This window comes from Pontibacter qinzhouensis (assembly GCF_008017455.1).
Lineage (GTDB): Bacteria > Bacteroidota > Bacteroidia > Cytophagales > Hymenobacteraceae > Pontibacter > Pontibacter qinzhouensis.
In genome coordinates, this window is sequence record NZ_VRTY01000054.1 from 15,284 (window position 1) to 40,806 (window position 25,523).

A 25,523-nucleotide genomic window follows, 5' to 3' on the forward strand; every position below is an offset into this window, starting at 1 on the left:
GGGCATTTTCATTAGAATAATTGATGATTGTTAATTATAGGTTGTTGAATGGTTAAATTGTTCGATGGTTAAATTGTTAACTCGTTGATTTGATGAATATTGAATGTAGGATTGAGTGAATGAAAAACGAGCTTTTAACTCATAACTTATACCTCTTAACTCCTGAAATGGGCTACTATCTAAGTTAAGCATTCATAACAAATCAGCCACTCCTAACTAACAAACGGATGAAAATGCTTCTAAACAGGCCATTGAAGTGCCTTTTTCAACGTTCCTGATTTTGAATTTCTAATTTTTAATTTGGCGAAGCTCTAAACATCTAAACCGGCTTTTTCAGTGTAAGTTTTTTCTTTCGGAGCGAAACATTATAATTTAGTATATTGCTTACCGAACGTTAGTTCAGATTTTACCGGGGCTGCCACCTATTCTGCTGTTTTTAGCTTAACGCAGAACCAAAACGCCAGTCGTGGTTTTCCTTTTACATCAGCATTTAAAAATTTACCTGCAGCAGGCGCCTGCTGTCCGGCAGGTAGGTGGCTGCTACCATACTAATTTTGTATAACCTAATCAGGAGAACTGCTCCTGTAATACCTTTCTATGATAAAAAAACTACTTCTGATCGGTCTTGTATTCAGTATGTGGACGAGTGCCACTGCCCAGCAGCAGGACCTGAAACTCTGGTACGAGCAACCAGCTACCATCTGGACAGATGCGCTACCTGTCGGTAATGGTCGCCTGGGAGGCATGGTCTTTGGCAGGCCTCAGGAAGAGCTTATTCACCTGAACGAAGAAACCCTGTGGTCTGGTGGGCCGGCCAATTTAAACCCGAACCCTCAGGCGCCGGACTACCTGCCGCAGATTCGGGAAGCCCTTTTTAAAGAAGATTACAAAACTGCCGCAGAGCTATGCCGGAAACTGCAGGGCCTTTATACGCAATCGTATATGCCCCTCGGCGATCTTATAATAAAGCACAACTTCACAAGTGAGCCTACAGCCTATTACCGCGACCTCGATATAGCCACTGCCACAGCACTTACACGTTTTACCGTTAATGGCACTGAGTATACCCGCGAAATTCTGGCTTCTGCCCCCGACCAGATTATGGTTATCCGCCTGAGATCAAGTAAAAAGGGCCAGCTTACCTTCAGTGCCAGCACCAAAAGCCAGCTTCGGTTTAAAAATGTTGCAGCTGGCAAGCAGGAACTGGTAATGCACGGGGAGGCACCCTCGCACGTAGAGCCAAGCTATGTTAATTCGCCTAACCCTGTTGTGTACGATGCCGCAGATAAGTGCAAAGGCATGCGCTACGAATTGCGCTTAAAGGCAAAGCACAAAGACGGTAAAGTATCTGTAAACGAAGCAGGGCTGCATGTTAACGGAGCAACAGAAGTGGTGCTGTACATCTCGATGGCAACCAGCTTTAACGGCTTCGATACCTGCCCAGACAAAGACGGCAAAGACGAGTCAGCGCTGGCACAGGCTTACCTGAACAAAGCGTTCGCTAAAAGTTTCGATGCCATTAAAAAGGCGCATATTGCCGATTACCAGCAGTTTTTTAACCGCGTTACGTTCTCCCTGAACCACAACCCTGCAGTAAACAAACCAACTCTGGAGCGGCTGATGCGCTACACCGACGGAGCCGATGACCCGGCCCTGGAGTCGCTTTATTTCCAGTACGGGCGCTACCTGCTCATTTCGAGTTCACGTGAGGGAGGCATACCAGCTAACCTGCAAGGCATCTGGAACCCACACCTGCGCGCGCCCTGGAGCAGCAACTTCACGACCAACATCAATGCCCAAATGAACTACTGGCCTGCCGAAATGGCTAACCTCTCGGAGATGCACCGGCCTTTTCTGGAGCTGATCGGGCAAACGGCCAAAACCGGCCGTGCAACAGCTAAAAACTTTTACAACGCCAACGGCTGGGCCGTGCACCACAATTCCGATATCTGGGCTACCTCAAACCCCGTTGGCAACCTCGGCGATGGCGACCCCATGTGGGCGAACTGGTCGCTTGGCAGCCCCTGGTTAAGTCAGCACCTGTGGGAGCATTACAGCTTTACCGGCGACAAGGCTTTTCTGAAAAATACAGCTTACCCGCTTATGAAAGAAGCCGCTCTTTTCTGCCTCGACTGGCTCGTGGAAGACAAAAACGGGTACCTGGTTACGGCTCCGTCTTCTTCACCAGAAAATATGTTTATAACCGAAACCGGCCAGAAAGGTATTATCTCGGTGGCTACCACCATGGACATGTCTATTATCTGGGACCTGTTTACCAACCTGATGGAAGCCTCTGAAGTACTGGGCACCGATGAGGATTTCCGGAACATGATTGCTGAGAAAAGAGATAAGCTTTACCCATTGCAGATCGGGAAAAAAGGCAACCTGCAGGAGTGGTTTAAAGACTGGGAAGACGAAGATCCGCAGCATCGGCACGTGTCGCACCTGTTTGGTCTGCACCCTGGACGGCAGATCTCACCCATCCATACGCCCGAGTTTGCGCAGGCAGCCAGAAAAACCCTGGAGCGGAGAGGCGACGAAGGCACCGGCTGGAGCATAGCCTGGAAAATAAACTTCTGGGCCCGCCTGCACGACGGTAACCATGCCTACAAACTGATCCGGAACCTGCTGCACCTGACGGGTCTGGAAGGAACCGAGTACGCAAAGGGCGGAGGCTCTTATTCGAACCTGTTCTGCGCGCACCCACCCTTCCAGATAGATGGCAACTTTGGCGGTATAGCCGGCATGGGTGAAATGATGCTACAAAGCCACGCCGGTTTTCTGCACCTGCTGCCTGCCATGCCAGACACCTGGAAAGACGGCAAAATTACAGGTTTACGTGCCAGAGGCGGTGTAGAGGTTGATATGGAATGGAAAGATAACAAGCTGCTATGGGTAAGCTTTAAAAGCACAGCTGGCACAACAACAACAACAAAAGTACGGTATGGCGATAAAACCATAGACCTGCAGCTAAAGCCGGGGCAGGTGAAAAAACTGAAAGGCAACCTGGAGGGGTAGCCGCAGAAAGGTCACCGGTTATTACCTGTGGAGCCATCGTTACGCTGCCACACTCCAGGCAACTGCAGTGCCAGCAACATAGTACACTTCTGCCTAACAAAAACTAACTGTAAGCTACCTCCTTATGCAGCACATCACAAAGTTAATTCTGCTCTTGTCATTGTTTCTTCTGAACAGTTATTCGTTTGCGCAGCAAGGCACTGGCAATAGCTTAAAAGGCGATTTAAAGGTACACGACCCCGTTATGATAAAGCAGGGCGATACGTATTATGTGTTTGCAACAGGCAGAGGCATCTCCATTAAAACATCTAAAGACCGTGTAAACTGGCTCAACGCTGGTCGTGTGTTCGATTCGACCAGCCTGCCAGCCTGGCATCGGCACGACATCCCGGACCAGAACGGCCACCTCTGGGCACCTGATATTCATTATGCAGATGGCAAGTACCACCTCTACTACTCTGTTTCTGCCTGGATGAATTTTAATTCCAGCATCGGCTATGCCACCAATACCACACTAAACCCCAACGACCCTGCTTACAACTGGATAGACGAAGGGCAGGTAATCAGCTACAAAAACGGGGGAGAGGGCGTAAACGTAATCGATCCTAACGTGTTTATCGACAAAAACGGGAAAAAGTACCTGGTTTATGGCTCCTACAAAGCAGGTCTGCGAATAGCCGAGCTGAACCCCAAAACAGGCAAACTTTTGAAACCAGAACCTGACCTCACCACCCTCACTACCTCGCTGGGCGAAGGCGTGTATATTGTAAAAGGGCCTGCTTATTATTACATATTTGCATCGAGAGGGAAATGTTGTGCCGGTCTAGAAAGCAATTACCAGATCGTGATGGGCCGCTCTAAAACCCTGCAAGGGCCATACCTCACAAAAGATGGCAAAAGCTGGATCGATAATAACTACACAGTGTTGCTGGCAGGCGACCACGAAGAACCCGGCAGAGGGCACAACGGCATCTTCGCGGAAGGCGACACCACCTACCTGGTTTACCATGCCTACACCCGCTCAGCCAATGGCACCTCTTTGCTGAACATAAAACCTCTTTACATGGATGAAGACGATTGGCCCAGCCTGGACCCAGCCAAGAAGCCTTTCAAAATGGATAAGTTTAACAAGAAGCTGTTTATCGGGAAATAAGTTGCTGCTCCGGTTCCTGCTGCTCCTGAGGCCAGCAGCATGTAAGAAAAATTACTTAAACAGTCGCTGTGTCTTACCCACCTGCTGCATCCATTCCCGCGTCATGAGTTCGTGGCCGGCTACGGTGGGGTGTATGCCATCCCAGATCCAGTACCTGGCAGGAGCCTTTGCCAATGCTTTATCAAAAACCTGCTGAAACGGAACAAATACCGCCTGATAGTCGGCTGCCAAACGTTTAACAGCAGCTTGCCTGGTCACAACATCCGTATGCCAGGCTTCCCAGTTTTGCTGCACCGGACCTACGGGTAAAATAAAGGGCTCACAAAGCACCAGCAGTACGTCAGGGTTCTGTTGTTTGGTTTTTTCCAGAAGTTCCCTGTAAACGTTTTCGAACTGCGCTACCGGCACTGCCTCTTTCTGATGCACGACAGAGGCTGCATCGTTAATGCCAACCAGTATACTTAGCACATCTGGTTTCAGGTTTAGCGTGTCTTCCTGCCAGCGTTTTGCCAGGTCGGTAATTTTATTTCCGCTGATGCCCCTGTTAAAGAAGGAAATATTTTTTGCAGGATGATCGGCACCAACACGGCTCGCAATCGAAAAAGCGTAACCATGCCCCATAATATGATTCGGGTCCTGGTTACGGCCACGGTTGCCATCAGTAATAGAATCACCCTGAAAAAGAACGGTTAATCCTTTAGCTGCTTCTGCTTCGGCAGGTAACGCTGCAGCTAGTAACAGGTGTGGCAAAGATGCTGTTGCACTTGCCAGTGCCATTTTCTTCAGAAAACTCCTTCTGTTGGAGGTTTGGTGTGTCATAGGGTAAGGGGCTGATAATGCAGCTGTAAAAGGCAATATATATACAAGTTACAAATATCCAGCAATGTGTCAGGCCTTGACTTTAAAAATGCAAAAAAGCTTCTGAAGGGCATTTTTATTTGAATAATTGTAAATCAGAACCGAAATGCCACCTGATGCTGCCTTTGCCTTCGCGCCTCTTCTTCTCTGAAAATTGCACCAAGATAGCACAGGATAGTTTTCTGATTGATAAGTTCTAACTTTAAAATAAATTAACAAACGGTAGTTTTTATTTTATGCATTGCCTGGCAACACAAGTTTATCAAACCCTTGACTAAATACTCCAAGAAAGCTTTTTGGAGACCATTTTCATTTAAATAATTTGATCGTTTCAAGCGTGAAATGCTTGGGTATCTAAGTTTAAGAGAGGAGAAGAGCTGGAACGAAAGATGGTATCCTGAAAGTGGACTGAGCCTAGTAAAGCATGTTTGATTTGAAATTGTCTCTTGCCAGCGCCTCCTTTTGCTGAAGATAAAAATTTGATGCTTCGAAAAGTGTGCGGACAAGGGGCAGCCCAAGCAGGTGCGAAGATAAGTAACCAACTACTTTAGGTCTAACATTCAGAGTATAACATACCAACATGCTGCAAAAAATAAAATGTGCCTTCACAATCGGAATACTGATAAGTGCTTCGGTATTATTTACTGCTGGTGCGCATGCCCAGATCGGGAACCGCTTTCCTTCTGAAAAGAAAATGGTGAAAGACCCCGTTACCGGCACCATGCTCACCTTCCTGACGAGCACCCCACACGGCGATTCAAAAATTTACCCTACGCACCCGCAATGGACATCGGACGGGCAATGGCTTATTTTCAGGTCTGGCCGCGTGAAGGGAGAGGCGTTGGCGGTGCACGAGAAGACTGGCGAGATGGTGCAGGTAACAGAAGGAGGCTATGCCGGTATGCTGAACATCGCCCAAAAATCGATGAAGCTCTATTTTATGCGGAACCTGCCGGGAAATGAAGAGCAGCCGCGCCAAAACCGGCCACTCGAGATTGTGGAAGTAGACCTGGCCAAACTTTTTGCCGACAGCAAAGCCGGAAAAGTAAAAGCAGCTGCAACCTATCAACGCGTGTGCGGCACCACTCCACCAGAAATGGGTGCCGGTGGCGACATGGCTCTCGATGCCGACGAAGAATGGGTGTACTTTAGGGTAGGGCAGGAGGAGGCGGCACGTCACCTGGCTCAGAACACCAAAATTGAAACGAACTTTGGCCCCCGCAATATGGGCGCGGGTCCCTCGGGGCTGGCTGCCATGAACGTTAAAACCGGTGCCCTGAAACATGTGGTCTCGGTGCCGTTTCAGGTAGGCCACATCCAGACAAACCCATGGGTGCCGGGCGAAATTATATTTTGCTGGGAAACCGGCGGTAAATCGCCGCAACGCACCTGGACGGTACAGGCCGATGGCGCTGGCCTGCGCCCGCTGTACCCCGAGTCGGAGTACGAGTGGGTAACGCATGAGGCGGTAATTACACAAGATGAGGTGGCTTTTGCCATTATGGGGCACCGGAAGGTAGGCACTGGCAGTGCAGCAGCTACCGCCAGCGCTGCCAGCGACCCTACAAACCCTGGGCAGGAGGCTGGCTGGGGACCCTCTGGTACCCGCGAGAAACCAACCGGGCTGGGTATTGTGAACCTGAGAACCCGCGAAATGACCATTGCCGGCCAGACTCCGAGCGGTAGCGGGCTTTGGCACGTGCACGGCTCCCCAGATGGCAAATGGGCCGTTGGCGACGATTTTTCGCGCAGCGTTTACCTCATAGACCGGCACACCCGCGAAATGCTGATGCTCACCACCGGCCATAAAACAACTGCAGCCGATCACCCGCACCCCACCTTCAGCCGCGACGGTACCAAATTTCAGATTCAGTCTGCTATGCTCTCAGAAGACAACCGCTCCATGAATATTTGTATTGTGCCGGTGCCGGATGCTTGGCTGAAACGAACGCATAAATCAGCCAAAAAATAAACGCTCCGCACGAAGCTGCAAAAGCAAATGAACGGTTGCCACACAAATCTCTGAATTTGTGGAGCAATCGTTTTTGCTTTTGCACCCTTTCTAATTATTCATTTACAAATCTTTCTCCTATTTCCCCTCCTGTGCATTTTTTTATATCTTCCTACCGGAAAAATAAAACGAGCATCTACTACACATGAAACCGAAACACATTTTAGCCGCTACTGCCCTGGCCCTTATCAGCATGGGGTGTAGCAGCCAGAAAACAGCTGAAACCCAGGAGGAAGAAATAGCGCAGAATGAGGCAACAGCCGGGCTGCAGGAAAAATTGGGCATGTACACCACTGTGCGCCTCACAGCCGACCTGAGCCACCTAAGCGACCGCGAACGCCAGATGATTCCGTTGCTGATACAGGCAGGCGAGATCATGGATGAACTGTTCTGGCACGAAGCCTATGGTAAACGCGACTCGCTGTTAAACGCCCTTACTGATGATGCGGCAAAGCAATTCGTGAAAATTAACTACGGCCCCTGGGATCGCCTGAGCAACAACGAACCGTTTATTGAAGGCATAGGGCCCAAACCTGACGCTGCCAATTTCTACCCGCACGACATGACGAAGGAAGAGTTTGAGCAAGCCGACCTGCCTGAAAAAACGAGCCAGTATACTTTTCTGCACCGCTTGCCAAGTGGTAAGCTTATAACTGTGCCGTACCATGTGCGGTTCAGGGAGCAGGTAGAACGGGCATCGGATCTGTTGCGGGAGGCTGCAACTCTCGCCGATGAGCCTGGCCTTAGAAAATACCTGAACATGCGCGCGCAGGCACTACTCACCGATAACTACCAGGCCAGCGACCTTGCCTGGATGGACATGAAAAACAATACCATTGATGTAGTGATCGGCCCGATAGAAACCTACGAAGATAAGCTCTTTGGCTATAAAGCTGCTCACGAGGCCTATGTGCTCATCAAAGACATGGCCTGGAGCAAGCGCCTCGAAAAATATGCTGCCTTTTTGCCTGAGCTTCAGAAGGGGCTGCCTGTTGGTGCTACTTACAAAAAAGAAATGCCCGGTTCCGATGCCGACCTGAATGCCTACGATGTGGTGTATTATGCCGGCGACTGTAATGCAGGTAGCAAGACCATTGCCATAAACCTGCCAAACGACGAGGAAGTGCAGCTTCAGAAAGGTACTCGCCGTTTACAGCTCAAAAATGCCATGCAAGCCAAGTTCGATAAAATTATGAGGCCCATTGCCGATGAGCTTATTGTGGCGGACCAGCAGCAGCATGTAACCTTCGACGCTTTTTTTGGAAATACCATGTTTCATGAAGTGGCGCATGGGCTTGGCATTAAAAACACCATAAATGGCAAAGGCACCGTGCGCGAGGCACTTAAAGAACATGCCTCTGCGCTGGAAGAAGGCAAAGCCGATATTCTGGGGCTTTACATGATTTCGCAGCTGCACACCAAAGGAGAAGTAGATGGCAGCCTCGAAGACTACTACACCACGTTTCTGGCAGGTATTTTCCGGTCGGTGCGTTTTGGAGCAGCCAGTGCACACGGCAAAGCTAACATGGTCCGGTTTAACTTCTTCAGAGACCAGGGCGCTTTCTCCAGAGATGAGCAAACCGGCAAATACCGTGTAGATTATGTGAAGATGCGCAAAGCCATGAACAAACTTTCCGAGCTGATTTTAACTTTACAAGGTAACGGCGATTATGCAGGTGTGGGCAAACTTCTGAATGAGCAGGGCCAGATAAGCTCCCAGCTGCAAGCCGACCTCAATCGCCTGAGCAGCAAAAATATTTCGGTCGATATTGTTTTTGAGCAAGGCGTAGAAGTGCTGGGCCTTAAGTAAGTTAAGAGTTAAAATTTGGAGAAATTCTCTCACTCAAAATTTCTTCAACGCAACAATTCAGCCATTTAACAATTTGGCCATTCAACAATCAACAACTAACAGTCTGTAACAAGCAATTATTCTAACAAAAACAGCCTCCAAAAGCCAAAACAGCTCTTAAGATCCAAGGGTACAACACTAGAGTGCCAGGAAATTGGAATTATGCAAAATGTTGCAGTATTATTGGGCGAGAGCTACATCTTTTTGGTGTAGCTCTTTTCTTTTTTAGTGTAGTAGGCGGTGCAGCTCTTGTTATAAGTAGTGCAATTAAAATTATAGTAACCTAATGATAATAAAAAGAGTAAGTTATCTTTCCAAGTATTTATAAATCAGATTTTTAATTTAACTGCAAGTGATGAAAAGCTTTTATGAATTCAATCCAGACAGTCCTCAGGAACGGCAGGAAAGAGAAAAAATGCATCCTGAGTTATCTAAATTTCACATTGCACTCCGCGAGGAGTTAGGTGAAGAAGAGTATTCCTGTTTTTACAGTGCAGAAAAGGAAAGTTTCAAACCTTTTATGATCCCAAACCAATCCTATAAACCTACATGGATCCAAGCTTAAATACAGCATTTCAGAAATGAAAGGGTAGACCTAATAAACGGTTTACCTTTTTTTATGCCCGTAGCTTTTAATGGCTGCTGCTATTGCCACTTCAAAACCAGCTTTATGTACCAGCTCCTACGCCTGCAACTGTTGCAATACCAGCTCAGCGGCTTCCTCACCAACAAGCGAGCCAATGGCCACGCCCATACCAGATAAGCGTACGGCGCAAACCATGCGCTCCTGCACCTGCTGCACCAGGGTGGTTTTGGCAGGCCCCATCCCCATAATGCCACTCCAGCGCTGCTCCACCTCAAAAGCAGTACCTGGCAAAATAACAGTTTTCAGTAGCTCCTCCAGCTGATTTTGGACCAGCCCTGTCAGGCCGAGGGTGCTGGTTTCCTCTGCCGCGAAATCGAGGTTACGGCCTCCGCCAAACAACACCCTGTTGCCAATGTTCCGGAAGTAATAGTAGCCTCTGTCGTAGTGGAAGGTACCCTTTAGTTTAAGATCGGGGATGGGTTTTGTAAGCAGAACCTGGGCACGGGCGGGTACAACATGTAGTTGTGGCAAAAGCTGCTGTGCCAAGCCATTAGTAGCTACAAGAACAGCCTTAGCCTGTAGGTTAATTTCCTGGGTGGTAGTGGCAATAACTGAGTTCTCCTTTGGGTGGAGTGCCTGCACCTCTAAACCATTTAGCACCAGTACGCCCTGCGCCTGCACTTTTTGCGTAAGCGCCAGTATCATTTTACCAGTGTCGAGCTGCCCTTCTACTACACTCTCGAGCAGGTGCTGCACCTTTCTGAAACCAAAAAGCTTTATTTTTTCATCGGCTTGCCGGTAGGTGGTTGGTAGGCCTGTAATAGCAGACAGCTGTTTGTTCAGGTAAGGCAGCTTTTCGGCGCAGGCCTCATACAGGGGCTTCTTATCGAAGAGTTCATAACCACCCCATTGGTGGAAGTCGAGGGTAGCATCGCCGAGGTGCTGGCGTAGGCGCTGCAGTCCGCGCCACCGTTTTTCCACCAGCGCAAACACTTCGTCTTCGGTGTGGTGCTCCAGGTCGTCCAGCAACTCAGAGGGGCTGCCAAAGCAGGCGAAACCAGCATTTTTAGAGCTTCCGCCTGTAGGCAACAAACCTCGCTCGGCTACCAGCACTTTTAGCTTAGGTTGCGCCTGTTTCAGGTGCAGAGCAGCCGTAAGCCCCACAATGCCGCTCCCGACAACGAGCACATCGATGTTGCTGAAATAGGTTTCCTTTTCCCAGAAGCTAAGCTGCATGGTACGTTAATTGTCCTGGCGGAAGTAGGGATGGCTGTAGTGGCGGGCTGTTGCCTCGTCAATCAGTTCGTAGCTGGTGAGCATAATCTCTCTTTCGCCGGAGTTCATAGCTTTTACAAACAGGCCTTCCGGTGTTTCATAAATAGCGTAATTGTGCTGGCCGAAAGGGTAAAGGTTGTTGCTTCTCAGGATGGTGGCCTGCGTCAGGTCTGCTTCCTGGCCTGTGCTGGTTTTAACAATGTAGCGGCTTTTGCTCATAAGTCTTCTGTCAGGATGTTGTGTAAGATAGCACTAATTTCAGGGGCGCGGTCCATCACCATCAGGTGCTCGCCTCCTTTTACGATGTACATGCCGGGGCGCTGCCGCAGGGGCAATACTTTGTCGGCGGTGCCGTGCAGGTGCAGCAGGTTTGGCAGCGGTTCTTTTTGCCGCCAGGCCAGTAGTTGCTCCAGTGCCCAGCGCAGGTAGTTTTCGTCTATATCTAATATTACCTGGCGGAGCAGTTTTTTCTCGGCTGGCGAGTGGGCTCCAAAAAAGAACGGTGCGAGCGGCAGAAAACTTTGCAAAACCTTTAGCGGAATGTAACGCTGTAGCTTCAGTTTGCCTAAGGCTCTGTAATACCAGGGCAAAGCAGCACTCTGGGCAAGGCTCGATATAATAATGAGCTTCCGGGGCTGAAGCAGCTTGGCAAGCTCAATGGCAATTACTCCCCCAAACGATAATCCGATCAGAATAGGAGTAGGAGCCGTAATTTGTGCCTTCAGCCGACCGGCATACTCCGCCAGCGACTCCTGAAGCGATAATGGAGCAATCCAGTCGAGGTGCTCAAAGGGCAGTTGCGGAGGTAACTTCAGAAACTGAAACATTCGCCAGTCGGCCCCTAACCCACTAATAAAGTAAATCTTATGTTGTTGGTTTTCGCTTTCTGCCTCCAATGTAGCCTTGGGTTTGGTTCTGCCTGCTCGTTTGCGTTTTGCAAAGCTAAGGCCTAATTTCGGAACTTGCTACTGTGCCGGCTTTTGTTGCAGGCCAATATACACACCGCCTTCCCTGATAGCGAGTGGGTAGATCGTGGCGTTTCTGGTTCTGTAGTCGCACTCTTTGCCGTTGTGCAGGCTGTAGCGGTAGCTGTGCCAGGGGCATACCACTTCGTCCAGGTAACTAAGTTTGCCTCGGCTCAGCGAATGGCCCATGTGCGGACAGGCATCTTGTATGGCAACTAACCCTGCAGCCGTATGTGCCAGACAGATTTCCTTACCTGCCACCGCGAGCAATTTTGTCTGCCGCAGTGGTACCTGCACTTTTGCTTCTTCCTCATTCTCAAAAACTTTGTGCCAGCTGTACTCCATCTGTTCAGGTAATTTGCTTCGTGCGTTGTTACATTAGAAATTAAAATGTTGAAAAAGCTTATCCATCTTTACATAACATTCCAGAAAATCAACCATTCAACAATCATTCAAATTATTCAAATGAAATTGGTCTTCAAAAGGGTTTTGGGCTAAAATGAGTCAAGGGTAAGTATGGCTGGCCGGACCTGGTATTACATACTGACTCTGATGGCTGTGGCGTAAGCCTGCACCGGATCCGACTCCATAATCGGGCCTTCGAGCCAAGCTTCTATTTTATAGCCTTCCCGGAGTTGTTCCAGTTTCAGAATTCCGCCGTTCTGGTCTTCCAGATGAGTTTTGCTGTCTACTTTGATGCTGGCTTTCTGATAAGTGTTGCTGGTTTCTTCCTGCGCCTCCACCAGAAGCACGGCCAGCGAGTTATCTTTATTTTTTGTAGTTGCCTTTTTTAAGGTTGTTATGTTACCTTCTATATCCGGAACGGTGTCAGGAATGCGGTTGGAAGTGTCGCCGGAGCAGGAAGCCAGCACAAATGCCAGCAGGTAAAGCAAGGGTGTTATTCGTTTCATGGTTGAGGTTTAGTCTTGAGTCGGGTGTTAAATTGGCGTAACGTACAGGCAGACACCAGGTTGTTCAGGTGCGGGGGAGAGTAGTAGCAAGCCCTTTTATGCCAGTTGTATTAGGCTGTGCCTGGCAACGTTCAGTTGTGTGCAAGTGCAATAGTGTCGCCTTTGTAGTCATGGTTGGGTTTGAGTTTCGCATTTGGGGTATTCTACTGCATAACAAAGCCGCATGTTGCAGAATTTGTCAGCAACATGCGGCTTTGTAACGAAAAGGGTATGTATGAAGTGGTTATGCCACTTTCAGATTAGATCCTGGTCGCTTCTTTTCGCTGTCAGATTTGGTTTCGGGTTCTGCTGGCAATACATATTGTACCAGATAATTGCCTCTTGTGCTCTTAACAGCTCTTGGCTCCTGCATTAGCACCACTTTAGCTCGTTGGCCTACCGTTAAAATGCCAATACCTTTTTGGCGGCAGATGGTCACCAGTTGCTGGGCCAGGTCATTGTTTCTGAAAGTAAGGCTGCTGATGGAGATTCCGAGCCACTGCTCATTTGCCGGAAAGAGGCTGAAATTTTCTACAATAGCTGCCAGCTTCTTTTTGAGTTGGTTTTTTTCTGCAATAGAATGCAGTACGAAGGTTACAAGAGCTGCAAAAACCGATACGCCGGCTGCTACTCCCCAATGTACCCGGTTATAAAGCAGAAAAGCTGTTGCTAAAAATACGATGGCTGTGGTCAGGTAACGAAATTTGCTGAGTCCGTTCTTTTTGTAGTGGGTGAGCAGGTGAGCTAGTCTATCCGAAGAAGCAGTAACTACAGCAGCACAGAAGGGAGTATTATCGACAGTGTTAAACAACAGTAAACCATCTAGTTCGGCATCGGCAGTTGTTTTAACATGGTGCTGTACCTTAATAGTTGCACCTGTATAAGTTGCGCTGTAGTGAGATTGAAGATAATTGTACGCAAAATCCTCAATTTTAGGGCTTCTATGTTTTGACATACTTGTCTAAAGGGAGATAGAGTATACTAGTAGAACGAATAGGTTTACTAATTAAGTCCGTTAGGGCACAACTTAGGCAGAAAGTGGCAATTCAATACGCGGCAAAAATAAAAAGGTGGGCGTATGAGGTAGTGTTTAAAGTGCCAAAAATATAAATCTAATTTAAAATAATCAATAAATATTTTTGTTATTACACTAGATGTAGGTAAAATCATGTTATGGGTGCAAGTACTTCCTCTTTCTGCTACTGCTTGAGTAACATTTAGTTCAGGTTTTTGTTTTAGAGTTTGGCTTTGGTTAAAGGCACCATAGTTGCATTTTTATATCAAAAGAAACCACTACAGCATTCAAAATAAAGCCTGACTGTTTTACCATTGAATATTTACTTAGATTTACTCCAACGTTACCACCTGCTAATTGGTTTTTAAGATAAATAAAGTCATGAGAATAATTATATTCTTTTTTCGTTGGTACTCTTTTGTGCTACTAATTGGTTTAAGTTCGGCCGTTTTGCACGCACAGGCACCCGAAAAACCAATAGCAGCCAAGTTATACCAGGACATAAAGAAGCTGAATGTTTTAGGTACCGCATTGTACATAGCTGCTCACCCCGACGACGAAAATACGCGCCTGATTGCTTATCTGGCCAACGAAGGGCTTTACAACACCGGTTATTTGTCTGTAACCCGTGGCGATGGTGGGCAAAACCTGATTGGGCCGCAGATACGCGAGGAACTGGGCCTCATCAGGACGCAGGAGCTGCTGCAGGCGCGCAGAACCGATGGCGGGCAACAATTCTTTACCAGAGCCAACGACTTCGGCTTCTCTAAAAACCCTCAGGAAACCTTTACCATCTGGGACAAGGAGCAGGTACTGGCCGATATGGTCTGGATAATCCGGAAATTCAGGCCTGATGTACTCATAACACGCTTCTCGCCACTTCCATCTGGCACGCATGGCCACCATACAGCTTCTGCCATACTGGCCGGAGAGGCGTTTGAGGCAGCCGGTGACAAAAAGCGCTTTCCGGAGCAATTAAAACATGTGGAGGTCTGGCAGCCGAAACGACTTTTATGGAACACCGGTGTGTGGTCTTTTAGGTCTGAACAGGAATTTGATGACTACGGATCTCAACTCCTGAAGCTGGATGTAGGAAAATTTAACCCGCTATTAGGTAAGTCGTACCCCGAAATTGCGGCCGAAAGCCGCAGCATGCACAAAAGCCAGGGTTTTGGATCGAGTGGCTCGCGCGGCAGTGCCATAGAGTATCTGGAGCACACCAAAGGCGAGAAGGCACAGAAAGAGCTTTTTGAAGGTATTAACACCAGCTGGAGCCGCATAAAAGGAGGCGAAAAGGTTGGTAAACTCCTGCAAAAAGCCGCCGATGAGTTTAAACCTCAGAACCCTGCCGCTGCTGTACCAGCACTACTCGCAGCCCGAACAGAGCTTCAGAAACTGCCCGATGGCCATTGGAAGCAGCTAAAACTGCAGGAGCTTGAGCAGGTGGTTAAACATGCCTTAGGCCTTTACCTGGAAGTTACAGCCTCCGATTATGCGGTAGCGCCCGGTGAGCCAGTGCGGCTGCAGATAGAAGCTATTAACAGATCGGCGGTGCCTGTAACGCTGCAGGGCCTTAAAATAGCTGTAACCGGGCACGACACCACGCTGGCAGTACCTTTGCAAGACAACAAAGCGCTTATGCTGTCGCTCGGCCTGAAGGCTCCGGCCACAGTGCCTTATACACAACCTTACTGGCTCCGAAAGCCAGGTTCAGTGGGCATGTATGTCGTAGAAGGGCAGCAGGAAGTAGGGCTTCCGGAGAACAGCCCGGTAGTGCCTGTAATATTTAACATGCTAATTGCAGGGCAGCCGCTACAATACACCGTGCCGGTTACGCACAAACGCACCGACCCTGTAGACGGCGAAGTGTATCGGCCTTTTACTGTTACGCCACCCGTATTTGTGAACCTGGCCGAGAAGGTATATATGTTTGCAGACCAGGCACCGAAGCGGGTACAGGTCCTGATAAAAAGCGGAAAAGCCGGTGTAACAGGAACTGTGGCGCTTTCGCTGCCGCAGGGATGGCGCTCTGAACCAGCCAGCTTCCCGGTCGATTTAAAAAGTAAAGGAGCAGAACAAACTGCCAGCTTTCTGGTGTATCCGCCACAGGGGCAGCAGGAAGTAACCATAAAAGCAGTGGCTACCGTTGAGGGTAAACCCTACAGCAAAGGCCTCAACATAATACAGTACAGCCACATTCCGGCACAAACAACTTTTCCGGAGGCAGAAGCGAGGGCGGTGAAACTGGAGCTACAGAAGCGTGGCGAAAAAGTGGGCTACGTGATGGGGGCCGGAGACGAACTGCCGGCTAACCTGCAGCAAATCGGCTACGAAGTTACCATTCTCAAAGATGAGGATATGAAACAGGAGATGCTGCGTCAGTTCGATGCTATTGTGCTTGGCGTAAGGGCCTACAACACCGTAGAGCGGCTGCGGCACCACCAGCCCCTGCTCCTGGAGTATGTGAAAGATGGCGGTAACCTAATTGTGCAGTACAACACATCGGCACGACTCGTCACCCCCGACATTGCCCCTTTCCCGCTTAAACTATCGAGCGAGCGGGTAACGGTAGAGCAGGCAGAAGTAAGGCTGTTGCGACCTGAGCACCCGGTGCTGAACATCCCTAACAAAATAACCTATAAAGATTTTGACGGATGGGTGCAGGAACGGGGGCTTTATTTCCCGAATGAGTGGAGCAAAGAGTTTGAGGCTATCTTGTCTTCTAACGACCCCGGAGAACCTGCCCGTGATGGTGGGTTGTTAATAGCTCCGTACGGCAAAGGACATTACATCTATACCGGTTATTCCTGGTTTCGGCAATTGCCGGCAGGCGTGCCAGGTGCTTACAGACTGTTTGCTAACCTCATCTCCCTGGGCAAAGCTGATACAACATCTGGTAAGGCATCTACTGCAACAGAGGTGCGTGGCAAGGCGCAGTAAGGCTTTTTCAAATATAAATTAAAAATTAAAATTATGATGGCGCGAGTGTCTTCGCTGATAGCTATTAGTCTTAGGCCTCAAGGCGTTAGAGAAGGTAAAGTGGAGAATGCACTTTCGCTGATCGTTAAACTGGAGAAGCATTAGTTCCCCACCCGCCATGCATACAGAAACTATGACAGAAGAAGAAAAGAAACAATACGAGGCAGACAGGCCACCCATACTCGGCAGTTGGAAACGGATTTACGCGTTGGTACTCGGTAACCTGGTAGCTACCATTCTTATCTTTTATCTGATAACCAGATTTTACGCATGAGTTTACCCGATTGGCTGGTATTAGCGGGTACGCTAGGCTTTATAGTAATTTACGGCATCTGGAAAACCAGAGGCAGCAAAGACATTGAAGGCTACCTGAAAGGCGACAACAGCATGAAGTGGTGGACCATCGGGTTATCCGTTATGGCTACCCAGGCCAGTGCCATCACGTTTCTGTCTACTCCGGGGCAGGCGTACGAAGACGGTATGCGCTTTATACAGTTCTATTTCGGGCTGCCTATTGCCATGGTCATCATTTCTGTTACCATTATTCCCATCTTTTACCGGCTCAAGGTGTTTACGGCCTACGAGTACCTGGAGAGCCGTTTCGACCTGAAAACAAGAACCCTGGCAGCACTTCTGTTCCTGATTCAGCGCGGGCTGGCGGCTGGCATCACCATTTATGCTCCTGCTATTATCCTTTCATCTATACTTGGCTGGAGCCTTACTGTCACGAATGTGGTTATTGGCCTGGCCGTGACTATCTATACCGTATCGGGTGGCACTAAGGCCGTAAGTGTAACGCAGAAGCAGCAGATGGCCGTGATGATGGGAGGCATGGTGGTGGCCGGTATTATGGTTGTTAGGTTCCTGCCTGCTGATGTGTCGTTTGGCGATGCCGTGGCGGTGGCGGGCAAGATGGGTAAAATGAACATTGTAGACTTTTCCTTTAACTGGGACGACCGCTATAACTTTTGGTCCGGAATTACAGGCGGGTTGTTCTTGTCGCTCTCCTATTTCGGAACGGACCAGTCGCAGGTGTCGCGATATATTGGGGGGCGCTCTCTGGCAGAGAGCCGGCTGGGGCTGCTGTTCAATGGCTTGTTCAAAATTCCGATGCAGTTCCTGATTTTGTTTATCGGCGTAATGGTGTTTGTCTTTTACCAGTTTAATCAGGCACCGGTATTTTTTAACCAGGAAACGAAAGCGAGAGCAGAGGCCACTGCCTACGCCGGTGAGCTGCGGCAGCTGGAAGAGCAGCACAAAGCCATTTCGGTGCAGAAGCAGGCGGTAGTGCGCGAGCTGGTTGGCAACATTAAAGCAGGAGACGACACAAAGGCAGATGCAACATCGGTCAGGGCACTTGAATTGGAGCAACAGGCGCGCGAAGTGCGGGCAGAAGTTAAAAGCGTTATACAAAAAGCCTTGCCTGATGCCGAAACCAAAGACACAGACTACGTTTTCCTGTCGTTTGTGACCAATTATTTGCCGGTGGGGCTGGTGGGGCTGCTGCTGGCGGTCATTCTTTGTGCGGCCATGTCGTCTTCTTCTTCGGAGCTAAATGCCTTGGCTTCTACTACGGTAGTAGATATTTACAAACGATCTTTTAAGCAGGATGGCGACGGTGCGCATTACCTTTTTGCCTCCCGGGTTTTTACCATAATATGGGGCAGTATAGCGATTATGTTCGCAACCTATGCCTCGCTGCTCGATAACCTCATACAGGCGATCAACATTATCGGCTCCATTTTTTACGGCACCATTCTGGGCGTTTTCCTGGTGGCCTTCTATTTTAAGTATATCAAAGGAAACGCTGTATTCATAGCTGCCTTACTAGCGGAAGCTGTGGTGCTTTACTGCCACTTCTTCACCGATATCGCCTTTCTGTGGTTCAATGTTATCGGGTGCGTGCTGGTCATCGTATTCGGTTTTTTACTGCAGCCACTGCTGCCGTCTGCTGAGAAAAACACCTGATAGTATTTTGTGTGATAAACTTTTGCTTCGGTCAGGGCAGAAGAAATAGAAGAAGGAGTACAGAGATTATTCCGCTAAAACATGTCGGGTAGACCCTTGGAGGTTTTTCGAGGAAAATACTTTTGGAGGCCTTTTTCATTTGAATAATTAGAGGTGACAGCTAATTTACATTAGTGTTTTGCGGCAGGAAGCTACGAAGTGGGCACCTTTGCCAGGTGCACTAATTGAGGCTCCACTGTTCGAGCGTTCAGCGAGTTTGGAGCATCTTGATTTTTTTGGTTCTTTTTGTATCAAGACAAAAAGAACAAGAAAGCAGGCAATGAAACAGCTTCACTCAGCTATCACAGCAAGAAAAGGAACTATGCGAACTGAGAACCTAATTACCAGTAGCCACTGCTATCATATCTCGCCCATAAAATACCTCCTCTGGATGACAAAAGTGGATTGCGCAGGAGCAATAAGTACGATCGGCTACCGCACAACCATAGATGCCATCTATCAATTAAATTGAATTAAGTAGGTTAAGTTTATGAAATTAAAAACGATAGCGTTCGATGCCGATGACACCTTATGGATGAACGAAACTATTTACACGACAACGCACGGGCGCTTCGTGGCCATCCTGGAGAAATATGAGGAACCGGATGTGCTGCAGAAAAGGCTATACGAAACAGAGATCAAAAACCTGAACCTGTTTGGTTATGGCGTGAAAGGCTTTACGCTTTCCATGATTGAAACGGCAGTAGAACTGACGAAAGGCCAGATTACCGGCGATGAGGTGCACCAGATAGTAGCCTTAGGCAAAGACATGCTGACCCACCCGGTGGAGTTACTGCCCCATGTGGAGCAAACCCTGAAGCTGCTGCAAGAGTCTTACAACCTCATGATCATTACTAAAGGTGACCTTTTTGACCAGGAGACGAAGATTGCCCGCTCAGGCCTGGCCGATTATTTTGGGGGAGTAGAGATTCTGAGCGAAAAAAACACAGCCACCTACCAGCGGCTGCTGCAGCGGAACAATATAGAGGTATCTGACTTCCTGATGGTTGGCAACTCGCTTAAATCTGATATACTTCCTATCGGTGAGTTGGGAGCAAGCGCTGTTCACATTCCTTTCCATACCACCTGGGGCCACGAAATGGTCTCTCCTGAAAATATGCTGCATGTGCAGTACGAGGTGCTTCAGCACATAGGCGAACTGCCCGACAGGCTACCTTACATATTCCCGAGCAGGCAAATGGAAGGTATGATGGCCGATTTGTAAGGGAGTAGCCTCTGCTGCTGCTATACCTCCGATGGCCGGGGTTTGCGGCCCGCCACAATATAGACCAGGCTGCCACCTGCCGAAATGTATTCTCCTTTTTGTAGCTTCTGCTTCAGGGTAATTTTGTTGTAGAGGAGCTTTTGCCAGTAGGCATCGAACTTGTCTTTTTCGCCACCGCCTGCCATGTAGTAGTTCAGGTTGTCCTGGTAGTCGTAGCCCATGGCATCAGACTCTATCCATTGCAGCATTTGCTCTACCCGTAGCATTTTCTCCTGTGTGTCGTAAGGCGGAATAATGGATAAGGCTTTGTCCGAAATCCAGACTTTGGTATCGAGCAAGCCTTCTTTTAAGTATAAATCCGGAATAACGTCGCCCAGGGAGTTAAAGCCTTCGCCCAGCTGCTTTTTGCCTTTCTCTATCCGCAGCTTTATCTCCAGCACATCCAGGGTGCTTTCCACATCAAAATCGGTTTCGCCGTAGCGGTCGAACATGAGGTTGGGAACCAGGTTGTTAGGCTCCAGGGCCAGAATCCACCCGCCTGGTTTTGTAATCCGGATCATCTCCTGTATTACCCGCTGCGGATTTTTTACATGAATCAGGAGCGTCTGGCAAAGCGTCAGGTCAGAGGTAGCATCTGGCAAGGGAATATCGGTGGCATTGCCGACTTTAAAAACGTAGTTAATATCGTTTTGCTGGTAAATGCTCTTGGCCCGCTGCCGCGCCTCCTCAATGTACCCAGGTTCATAATCGACTCCATATACGGTGGCGCCATCGGGGAGGTAGCGCGAGAACTTAAAGCCCATCATGCCTTTGCCGCAGCCAATATCGACCAGGGTTTGCGTGTAGGGCAGGTGCAGGCGGTTGGCCAGCAGCTCCAGGTAGTCTTCATTCCACCAATACTCACGGGCAGGGCCCAGGTGTTCTTCTGAGTGTTGTTTTTCGTCTTCGTTATTCAAGTAAGGTTGTGTTTAAATTGTAAAAACAAAGCCCCTGGCATAGCAGGGGCTTTAGGTAAGAAGTTAAGCAAATGTTCCGGCCTGGTTATCTAAAAAGGTAGCACCAGGCACAGCAGGTCTTACTTCATTTTTTTCCACTCAGCTATCGATTTCTCATTCATGCGGATGTAAGCCTGCTCGTTGGCAGCTCTGGCACCTTCTAAAGATTTCTCGGCTGTTTTAACCGCGTTTTTGTAATCTTTCTGCTGTGCCTGCATGCGGGCCAGTGTGTAGAGCCAGTAAAAACGAGGGTCCTGGGCAGTGGCTTTTTTCATCCATTCGGTAGCTTGCTTCAGGTCTTTGTTTGTGTCGTAGTAGTAGCTGGCGGCAGAGGCATAGAGGCCTGGTGCCACATTGTTGCCTTTTACCACCTGCTCCTGAATCTGGGCCATTACTTTGCTGTCTACGTCTGTTTCTATGGTAAACGAGGCAACGGTATTATCCCACAGCAGTTCTACGTCTGCAGCGTTACTTTTCAGGTTTGCAAAGTTGATGGTAAAGCTCTCTGCCCGGCGTGGGTTTTTCTCGGCTTTTACGGTAAAACGAAGCTGGTCTTCTTCCTGCTTGTACTCTTTGCCACCATCGCCCCAGTGCTTCGTGTTTTTATGAAGGATCACCGTCCAGACGTTTTCTCCCGGAATGGTATAAAGTGCGTATTCACCGGCTGGTACTTTGTTGCCCTGGATAGAAACCTCGTCGCTGAAGGTAATTTTAGTTGATGCATTGGCTCCTGTTCGCCAGATAGAACCGTAAGGTGCAATTTCAGCGCCAACAGAACGACCTTTCAGCGATGGGCGTGAGTAATTTACTGTTACATCGGTTAAACCAACTTTCTGAGTTACAGTAGAGGCCGGGCTGGCAGCTGGCATGGCAATCTGAGCCTGGGCTGCACCTGCACCTAGCAAAAGGGATGCTGATAACGCGAAGCCAATTATTGTGTTTTTCATAATACTTTTAAGTTGAAGGATGTCTTTTTCCGGCAGTAATATTACGAAAAAGATCGTGCTAAAACCAGTGCTGCCACCCTCTTAAGCAAGCAGAAATTATGCCCGAAGAGCCAGGAGAAGGATATAAGTTTTTCGAGAATTACCTTTAAGGATTTAACCGACTGATTGTTAGTCTGCTAACTCAATTCAAACTGCAATCTTAGCAGGTTGGCGTAAATGCCGTTGTCGTTCATAGAGAGTACCTCGTGCGGACCTTCTTCTACAATTTCGCCTCCGTCTATCACCAATATTTTGTCTACTTTCCGGATCGTGGCCAGGCGGTGTGCGATAACGATGGTTGTCCGGTTTTGCATCAGCTCGTCCATAGCCTGCTGCACCAGGTGCTCCGATTCAGAGTCGAGAGAGCTGGTGGCTTCGTCTAGTATCAGGATGGCAGGGTTCTTCAGAATGGCGCGGGCAATGGCGATGCGTTGCCGCTGCCCACCAGATAGTTTAATGCCGCGTTCACCTACCAGCGTCTCAAGCCCCTCCGGAAACGACTGAATAAACTGCCAGGCATTTGCTTTTTTAGCGGCCGCTATTACTTCTGCTTCGGTGGCTCCCGGTTTGCCGTAGGCAATATTTTCGCGGATGCTGCCACCAAACAGCAGTACCTCTTGCGGCACAATACCAATGTTGCCGCGCAGGGTACTCAGGTCGAGGTTCTGTATGTTGTGCCCGTCTATGGTAATGCCGCCACTGCTCACATCGTAGAAGCGCATGAGCAGCTGCACTATAGTAGACTTGCCCGCACCACTTGGGCCTACAAGTGCTATTTTCTCGCCGGAGCGGATATTGATATTTATATCGCGGAGCACCTGCAGGTCTGGGCGCGTAGGGTAGGAGAAGGCCACGTTGTGGTAGCTGATGTCGCCGTGCAGTTTCGGCACCGGAGCCTGCAGGTTGCGGTGCCGGTTGGTCGGTTCTTCTGCTTCCGTCAGTATTTCCAGAATTCGCTCTGTGGCTCCCAACGAGGTTTGTACTTTGCCATAAAGGTCGCCGAGGCCACCTACAGAGGCACCGATAAAGACAGTATAAAGTACAAACGAGATCAGGTCGCCTGGCAATATCTCGCCTGTGGCAACAAGTGTAGCACCATACCAGATTACCAGAATGATGCCGCCAAACAAGCCAACAATTATAAATGAAATAAACGCACCACGATAATAAGAGGCCGAAAGTGCTGTTTTAACGGCTCTGGCCAGGGTAGTCTTGTAGCGGTTTACTTCAAAAAGTTCGTTTGTGAATGCTTTTACTGTGTTAATGGCCTGCAAAGTCTCCTCCACAATAATGTTGGTTTGAGCCAGTTCGTCCTGCGTTTTTTTAGAGAGGGCCTTAATTCTTTTCCCAAACACAAAGGCAAGCCCCACCAACACCGGAAACGTAGCCAGCATAAACAGCGAAAGTTTGATGGAGGTCCACATAATAATGGCGACACCTACTACAAGCGTCATGACCTGCCGGAACAATTCTGCCAGCGTTATCGACATGGCATCCTGCACCTGCGCCACATCGGTGGTAATGCGGCTGGTAATTTCGCCTACCCTGCGTTTCTCATAAAATGAAATTGGCAGCAGCATAAACTTGCTGTAGAGGTCGCGACGAATATCGGCAACAGCATTTTCGCTTACCTGCGCAAAAAAGTATACCCTGAAAAATGAGAAGATTCCCTGCAGCACCATAACGGCAAAAAGGCCTAGTGCAATCAGGTTTATGTTTTCAAAAGAAGTGGAGGAAGCGCCTGCAGAGGTATCGAAAAGCTTACCGACCAGGTAAGGGAAGCCCATAAACGTGAGGCTGGAGAAAGTAAGAAATACCAGGCCAACAATAAACTTGTACTTGTAAGGAAGCACATACCGAAACACCCGGAGACTACGTTTAAAGCTTTCTTTTGTAATAGGTGTGCCTTTTTCTCCTTCAGGTGTTCCTTTTGGACCAAATCCGCGTCTTGCCATTAATCAATATTATTAGTACTTGTTATAGCTGCCCCAGTTCGGCTAAACTGTGGCAGCAGAAGCGTGTGATCTTAATAACAGTTAAAACTTATATTAAATGCCACATTCCTGCAAAATATTTCAAAGGTAAGAAAACTGGCCGGATTTAGTCGGATAAGAAAAGGATATGTTTTTTTACTGCCTGTAGGCTTCTCAGTGCTTAAATATCTCGCAGTGCCAGACAGGTTAGTGCCTGGGTGTTTCAGTACTTGGGGGAATGGTGGCAATTTCTTTATGTCATCCAGAAGGTATCTTGTGGGCGAGGTCCTTTAGCAGTGGCTATTGGTTGTCTCCTTATACCACCTCTACTCATTATCATCTTGTAAAGATCTTGTGGGCGAGATCCTAAAGCAAAGGCTACTTTCTTTGAAGTTCAAGTTCGCATAGCTGCTTTTCTTGCTGTGATAGCTACCTGAAGCTGTTTCATAGCCTGCGTCTTTGTTCTTTTTGTCTTGATACAAAAAGAACCAAAAAATCAAGATGCTCCAAAACTCGCTGACCGCTCAGACACTGGAGCCTCAATAGGTGCACCTGGCACGGGTGTTTGCTTCGTTGTTAGCTGCCGCAATACCTTAGAAAAGGGCAGTTACTGTACAAGCGAATTATTTCAATCAAAATGCCCTTCAGACGTGTTTTTTATGTTTTTCTGCCAAGGGTAAGCATCAGTTAATTTCGCTCATCCTCTCCTTCACGTATTCATAATTCAGCCATTACCACATCAGCACATTAACGCATTAGCACATTAACTATGGTTATTATACTTTTTTGATCGTATACTTTAGTACAAGTAATTACAGAGATAAGGAGTGTAAAGATATAAAGATGATGAAAGTGTTATTTAACAGCTTGGTAGTAACGTTGCTGCTAGGGGCCGCCTCCTGCACCTCGTTATCTGAAACTGGTACCCCCGACCCTTTGCCAAACCCCGACCACAACAGGCGGGTGCAGCATAGTACCAGCAGCAACCTCGACCAGGTACGCAAGCAAATGAACCAGCAATCCAGCGAAAGCAACCGGAAACTGAACATAGAGGAGTCCACACATCATGGCCCGGCTACTACGCCTACCACAGAACGCTCGCAACGCGTAGTGGGGGCACCCATCGACTCGACAAGCCACCGAACTTCCTGGCCAGTGCGACCACGGGTAAGCGCCGGAGATTAGCAGCCCTTGACCAAAAAACATAGCTTTTTTGTTGGAAGGCCTTTTTCATTAGAATAATTAGTCTGCGTGCGTGCAGGGGTTGTTCTGCTGAAAAAGGCCTGCCAGTTTAGCCAGGTTCTGCGGTTATTTTTCTTCTTCACTCACATCGAGTGGCTCATCGTCAGGGTGCAGTTCGTCCGGTTCTATGTCTACATACACTTCGTTTTCAGGCGGAGTGGTTTCCGATTCTCTGTCTGCCTCTTTAGGTGCCGGGTTTTTAGTTACCTCCTGCGTATGCTCCTTCTTGCCCAATGTGTCGCCACCGTCTTTTCTTGTTCTTGTGTTTTCGGTATTCTTCATGATGTTCATTTTGAGTTTGAGGTATACTTTACGGAAAAACTATAGAGAAGGCAGCACTAGCAGCTTGTTTTAGTACATAGCCGCCTTTGAGGTCGCGCATTCAGTCTGTATTCGTATATTTGCTTTTTTAAAGGAAACATGGCTGAAAACTACA

Annotated in this window: 21 protein-coding genes; 10 read left to right on the forward strand and 11 right to left on the reverse strand. The window is 48.5% G+C overall.

What is annotated here, in order from left to right; genetic code table 11:
* Window positions 1–597: 597 nt before the first annotated feature.
* Both FVR03_RS14405 and FVR03_RS14410 read left to right on the forward strand, forming a co-directional pair.
* Window positions 598–3,018 (forward strand): glycoside hydrolase family 95 protein, encoded by a 2,421-nt coding sequence (locus FVR03_RS14405; protein ID WP_147922463.1) that lies wholly within the window; start codon window positions 598–600, stop codon window positions 3,016–3,018.
* A gap of 124 nt (window positions 3,019–3,142) precedes the next feature.
* Window positions 3,143–4,171 (forward strand): arabinan endo-1,5-alpha-L-arabinosidase, encoded by a 1,029-nt coding sequence (locus FVR03_RS14410; protein WP_147922464.1) that lies wholly within the window; start codon window positions 3,143–3,145, stop codon window positions 4,169–4,171.
* Window positions 4,172–4,222: 51 nt separating this feature from the next.
* On the opposite strand, the gene FVR03_RS14415 is transcribed toward FVR03_RS14410, so the two are convergent.
* Entirely contained in the window at window positions 4,223–4,990 is a 768-nt protein-coding gene (locus tag FVR03_RS14415; protein ID WP_147922465.1) for an SGNH/GDSL hydrolase family protein, read from the reverse strand.
* 619 nt (window positions 4,991–5,609) lie between these two features.
* On the opposite strand from FVR03_RS14415, the gene FVR03_RS14420 reads away from it, so the two are divergent.
* The 3 genes from FVR03_RS14420 (at window position 5,610) to FVR03_RS14430 (ending at window position 9,454) form a co-directional block, all read left to right on the forward strand.
* Entirely contained in the window at window positions 5,610–7,001 is a 1,392-nt protein-coding gene (locus tag FVR03_RS14420; RefSeq protein ID WP_147922466.1) for a TolB-like translocation protein, read from the forward strand.
* A 184-nt stretch (window positions 7,002–7,185) separates the two neighbouring features.
* A complete protein-coding gene (locus FVR03_RS14425; RefSeq protein ID WP_147922467.1) occupies window positions 7,186–8,850 on the forward strand; it encodes a DUF8614 domain-containing protein in 1,665 nt (554 codons plus the stop codon).
* A gap of 394 nt (window positions 8,851–9,244) precedes the next feature.
* Complete coding sequence (locus FVR03_RS14430) at window positions 9,245–9,454, forward strand: hypothetical protein (RefSeq protein ID WP_147922468.1); 210 nt, start codon at window positions 9,245–9,247, stop codon at window positions 9,452–9,454.
* A 117-nt stretch (window positions 9,455–9,571) separates the two neighbouring features.
* On the opposite strand, the gene FVR03_RS14435 is transcribed toward FVR03_RS14430, so the two are convergent.
* The 6 genes from FVR03_RS14435 to FVR03_RS14460 form a co-directional block, all read right to left on the reverse strand.
* Complete coding sequence (locus FVR03_RS14435; protein WP_147922469.1) at window positions 9,572–10,711, reverse strand: NAD(P)/FAD-dependent oxidoreductase; 1,140 nt, start codon at window positions 10,709–10,711, stop codon at window positions 9,572–9,574.
* 6 nt (window positions 10,712–10,717) lie between these two features.
* A complete protein-coding gene (locus FVR03_RS14440) occupies window positions 10,718–10,969 on the reverse strand; it encodes a hypothetical protein (RefSeq protein ID WP_147922470.1) in 252 nt (83 codons plus the stop codon).
* A complete protein-coding gene (locus FVR03_RS14445) occupies window positions 10,966–11,646 on the reverse strand; it encodes an alpha/beta fold hydrolase (RefSeq protein ID WP_255474225.1) in 681 nt (226 codons plus the stop codon). Before FVR03_RS14445 ends, FVR03_RS14440 begins: the two co-directional genes overlap by 4 nt.
* 69 nt (window positions 11,647–11,715) lie before the next feature.
* Complete coding sequence (locus FVR03_RS14450; RefSeq protein ID WP_147922471.1) at window positions 11,716–12,060, reverse strand: Rieske (2Fe-2S) protein; 345 nt, start codon at window positions 12,058–12,060, stop codon at window positions 11,716–11,718.
* Window positions 12,061–12,251: 191 nt separating this feature from the next.
* A complete protein-coding gene (locus FVR03_RS14455) occupies window positions 12,252–12,626 on the reverse strand; it encodes a DUF3221 domain-containing protein (protein WP_147922472.1) in 375 nt (124 codons plus the stop codon).
* Window positions 12,627–12,909: 283 nt separating this feature from the next.
* The gene (locus FVR03_RS14460) at window positions 12,910–13,620 is read right to left on the reverse strand and encodes a hypothetical protein (protein ID WP_147922473.1); all 711 of its coding nucleotides are present in this window, start codon (window positions 13,618–13,620) and stop codon (window positions 12,910–12,912) included.
* 441 nt (window positions 13,621–14,061) lie between these two features.
* On the opposite strand from FVR03_RS14460, the gene FVR03_RS14465 reads away from it, so the two are divergent.
* From FVR03_RS14465 to FVR03_RS14475, 4 genes are all read left to right on the forward strand, one after another.
* Window positions 14,062–16,620 (forward strand): PIG-L family deacetylase, encoded by a 2,559-nt coding sequence (locus tag FVR03_RS14465; RefSeq protein WP_147922474.1) that lies wholly within the window; start codon window positions 14,062–14,064, stop codon window positions 16,618–16,620.
* Between the two features lie 157 nt (window positions 16,621–16,777).
* The gene (locus FVR03_RS24445) at window positions 16,778–16,933 is read left to right on the forward strand and encodes a hypothetical protein (RefSeq protein ID WP_187270173.1); all 156 of its coding nucleotides are present in this window, start codon (window positions 16,778–16,780) and stop codon (window positions 16,931–16,933) included.
* The gene (locus tag FVR03_RS14470) at window positions 16,930–18,627 is read left to right on the forward strand and encodes a sodium:solute symporter family protein (RefSeq protein WP_147922475.1); all 1,698 of its coding nucleotides are present in this window, start codon (window positions 16,930–16,932) and stop codon (window positions 18,625–18,627) included. Before FVR03_RS24445 ends, FVR03_RS14470 begins: the two co-directional genes overlap by 4 nt.
* A gap of 529 nt (window positions 18,628–19,156) precedes the next feature.
* A complete protein-coding gene (locus FVR03_RS14475) occupies window positions 19,157–19,891 on the forward strand; it encodes an HAD family hydrolase (RefSeq protein WP_147922476.1) in 735 nt (244 codons plus the stop codon).
* A 20-nt stretch (window positions 19,892–19,911) separates the two neighbouring features.
* On the opposite strand, the gene FVR03_RS14480 is transcribed toward FVR03_RS14475, so the two are convergent.
* The 3 genes from FVR03_RS14480 to FVR03_RS14490 form a co-directional block, all read right to left on the reverse strand.
* Complete coding sequence (locus tag FVR03_RS14480) at window positions 19,912–20,847, reverse strand: class I SAM-dependent methyltransferase (protein WP_147922477.1); 936 nt, start codon at window positions 20,845–20,847, stop codon at window positions 19,912–19,914.
* A gap of 119 nt (window positions 20,848–20,966) precedes the next feature.
* On the reverse strand, window positions 20,967–21,833 hold the full coding sequence (locus tag FVR03_RS14485; protein WP_147922478.1) for a DUF2911 domain-containing protein: 867 nt from the start codon (window positions 21,831–21,833) through the stop codon (window positions 20,967–20,969).
* Between the two features lie 176 nt (window positions 21,834–22,009).
* Window positions 22,010–23,827, reverse strand: coding sequence for an ABC transporter ATP-binding protein (locus FVR03_RS14490; RefSeq protein ID WP_147922479.1), 1,818 nt, complete (start codon window positions 23,825–23,827; stop codon window positions 22,010–22,012).
* 861 nt (window positions 23,828–24,688) lie between these two features.
* On the opposite strand from FVR03_RS14490, the gene FVR03_RS14495 reads away from it, so the two are divergent.
* On the forward strand, window positions 24,689–25,030 hold the full coding sequence (locus tag FVR03_RS14495) for a hypothetical protein (protein ID WP_147922480.1): 342 nt from the start codon (window positions 24,689–24,691) through the stop codon (window positions 25,028–25,030).
* Between the two features lie 123 nt (window positions 25,031–25,153).
* On the opposite strand, the gene FVR03_RS14500 is transcribed toward FVR03_RS14495, so the two are convergent.
* On the reverse strand, window positions 25,154–25,369 hold the full coding sequence (locus tag FVR03_RS14500) for a hypothetical protein (RefSeq protein ID WP_147922481.1): 216 nt from the start codon (window positions 25,367–25,369) through the stop codon (window positions 25,154–25,156).
* Window positions 25,370–25,523 lie beyond the last annotated feature (154 nt).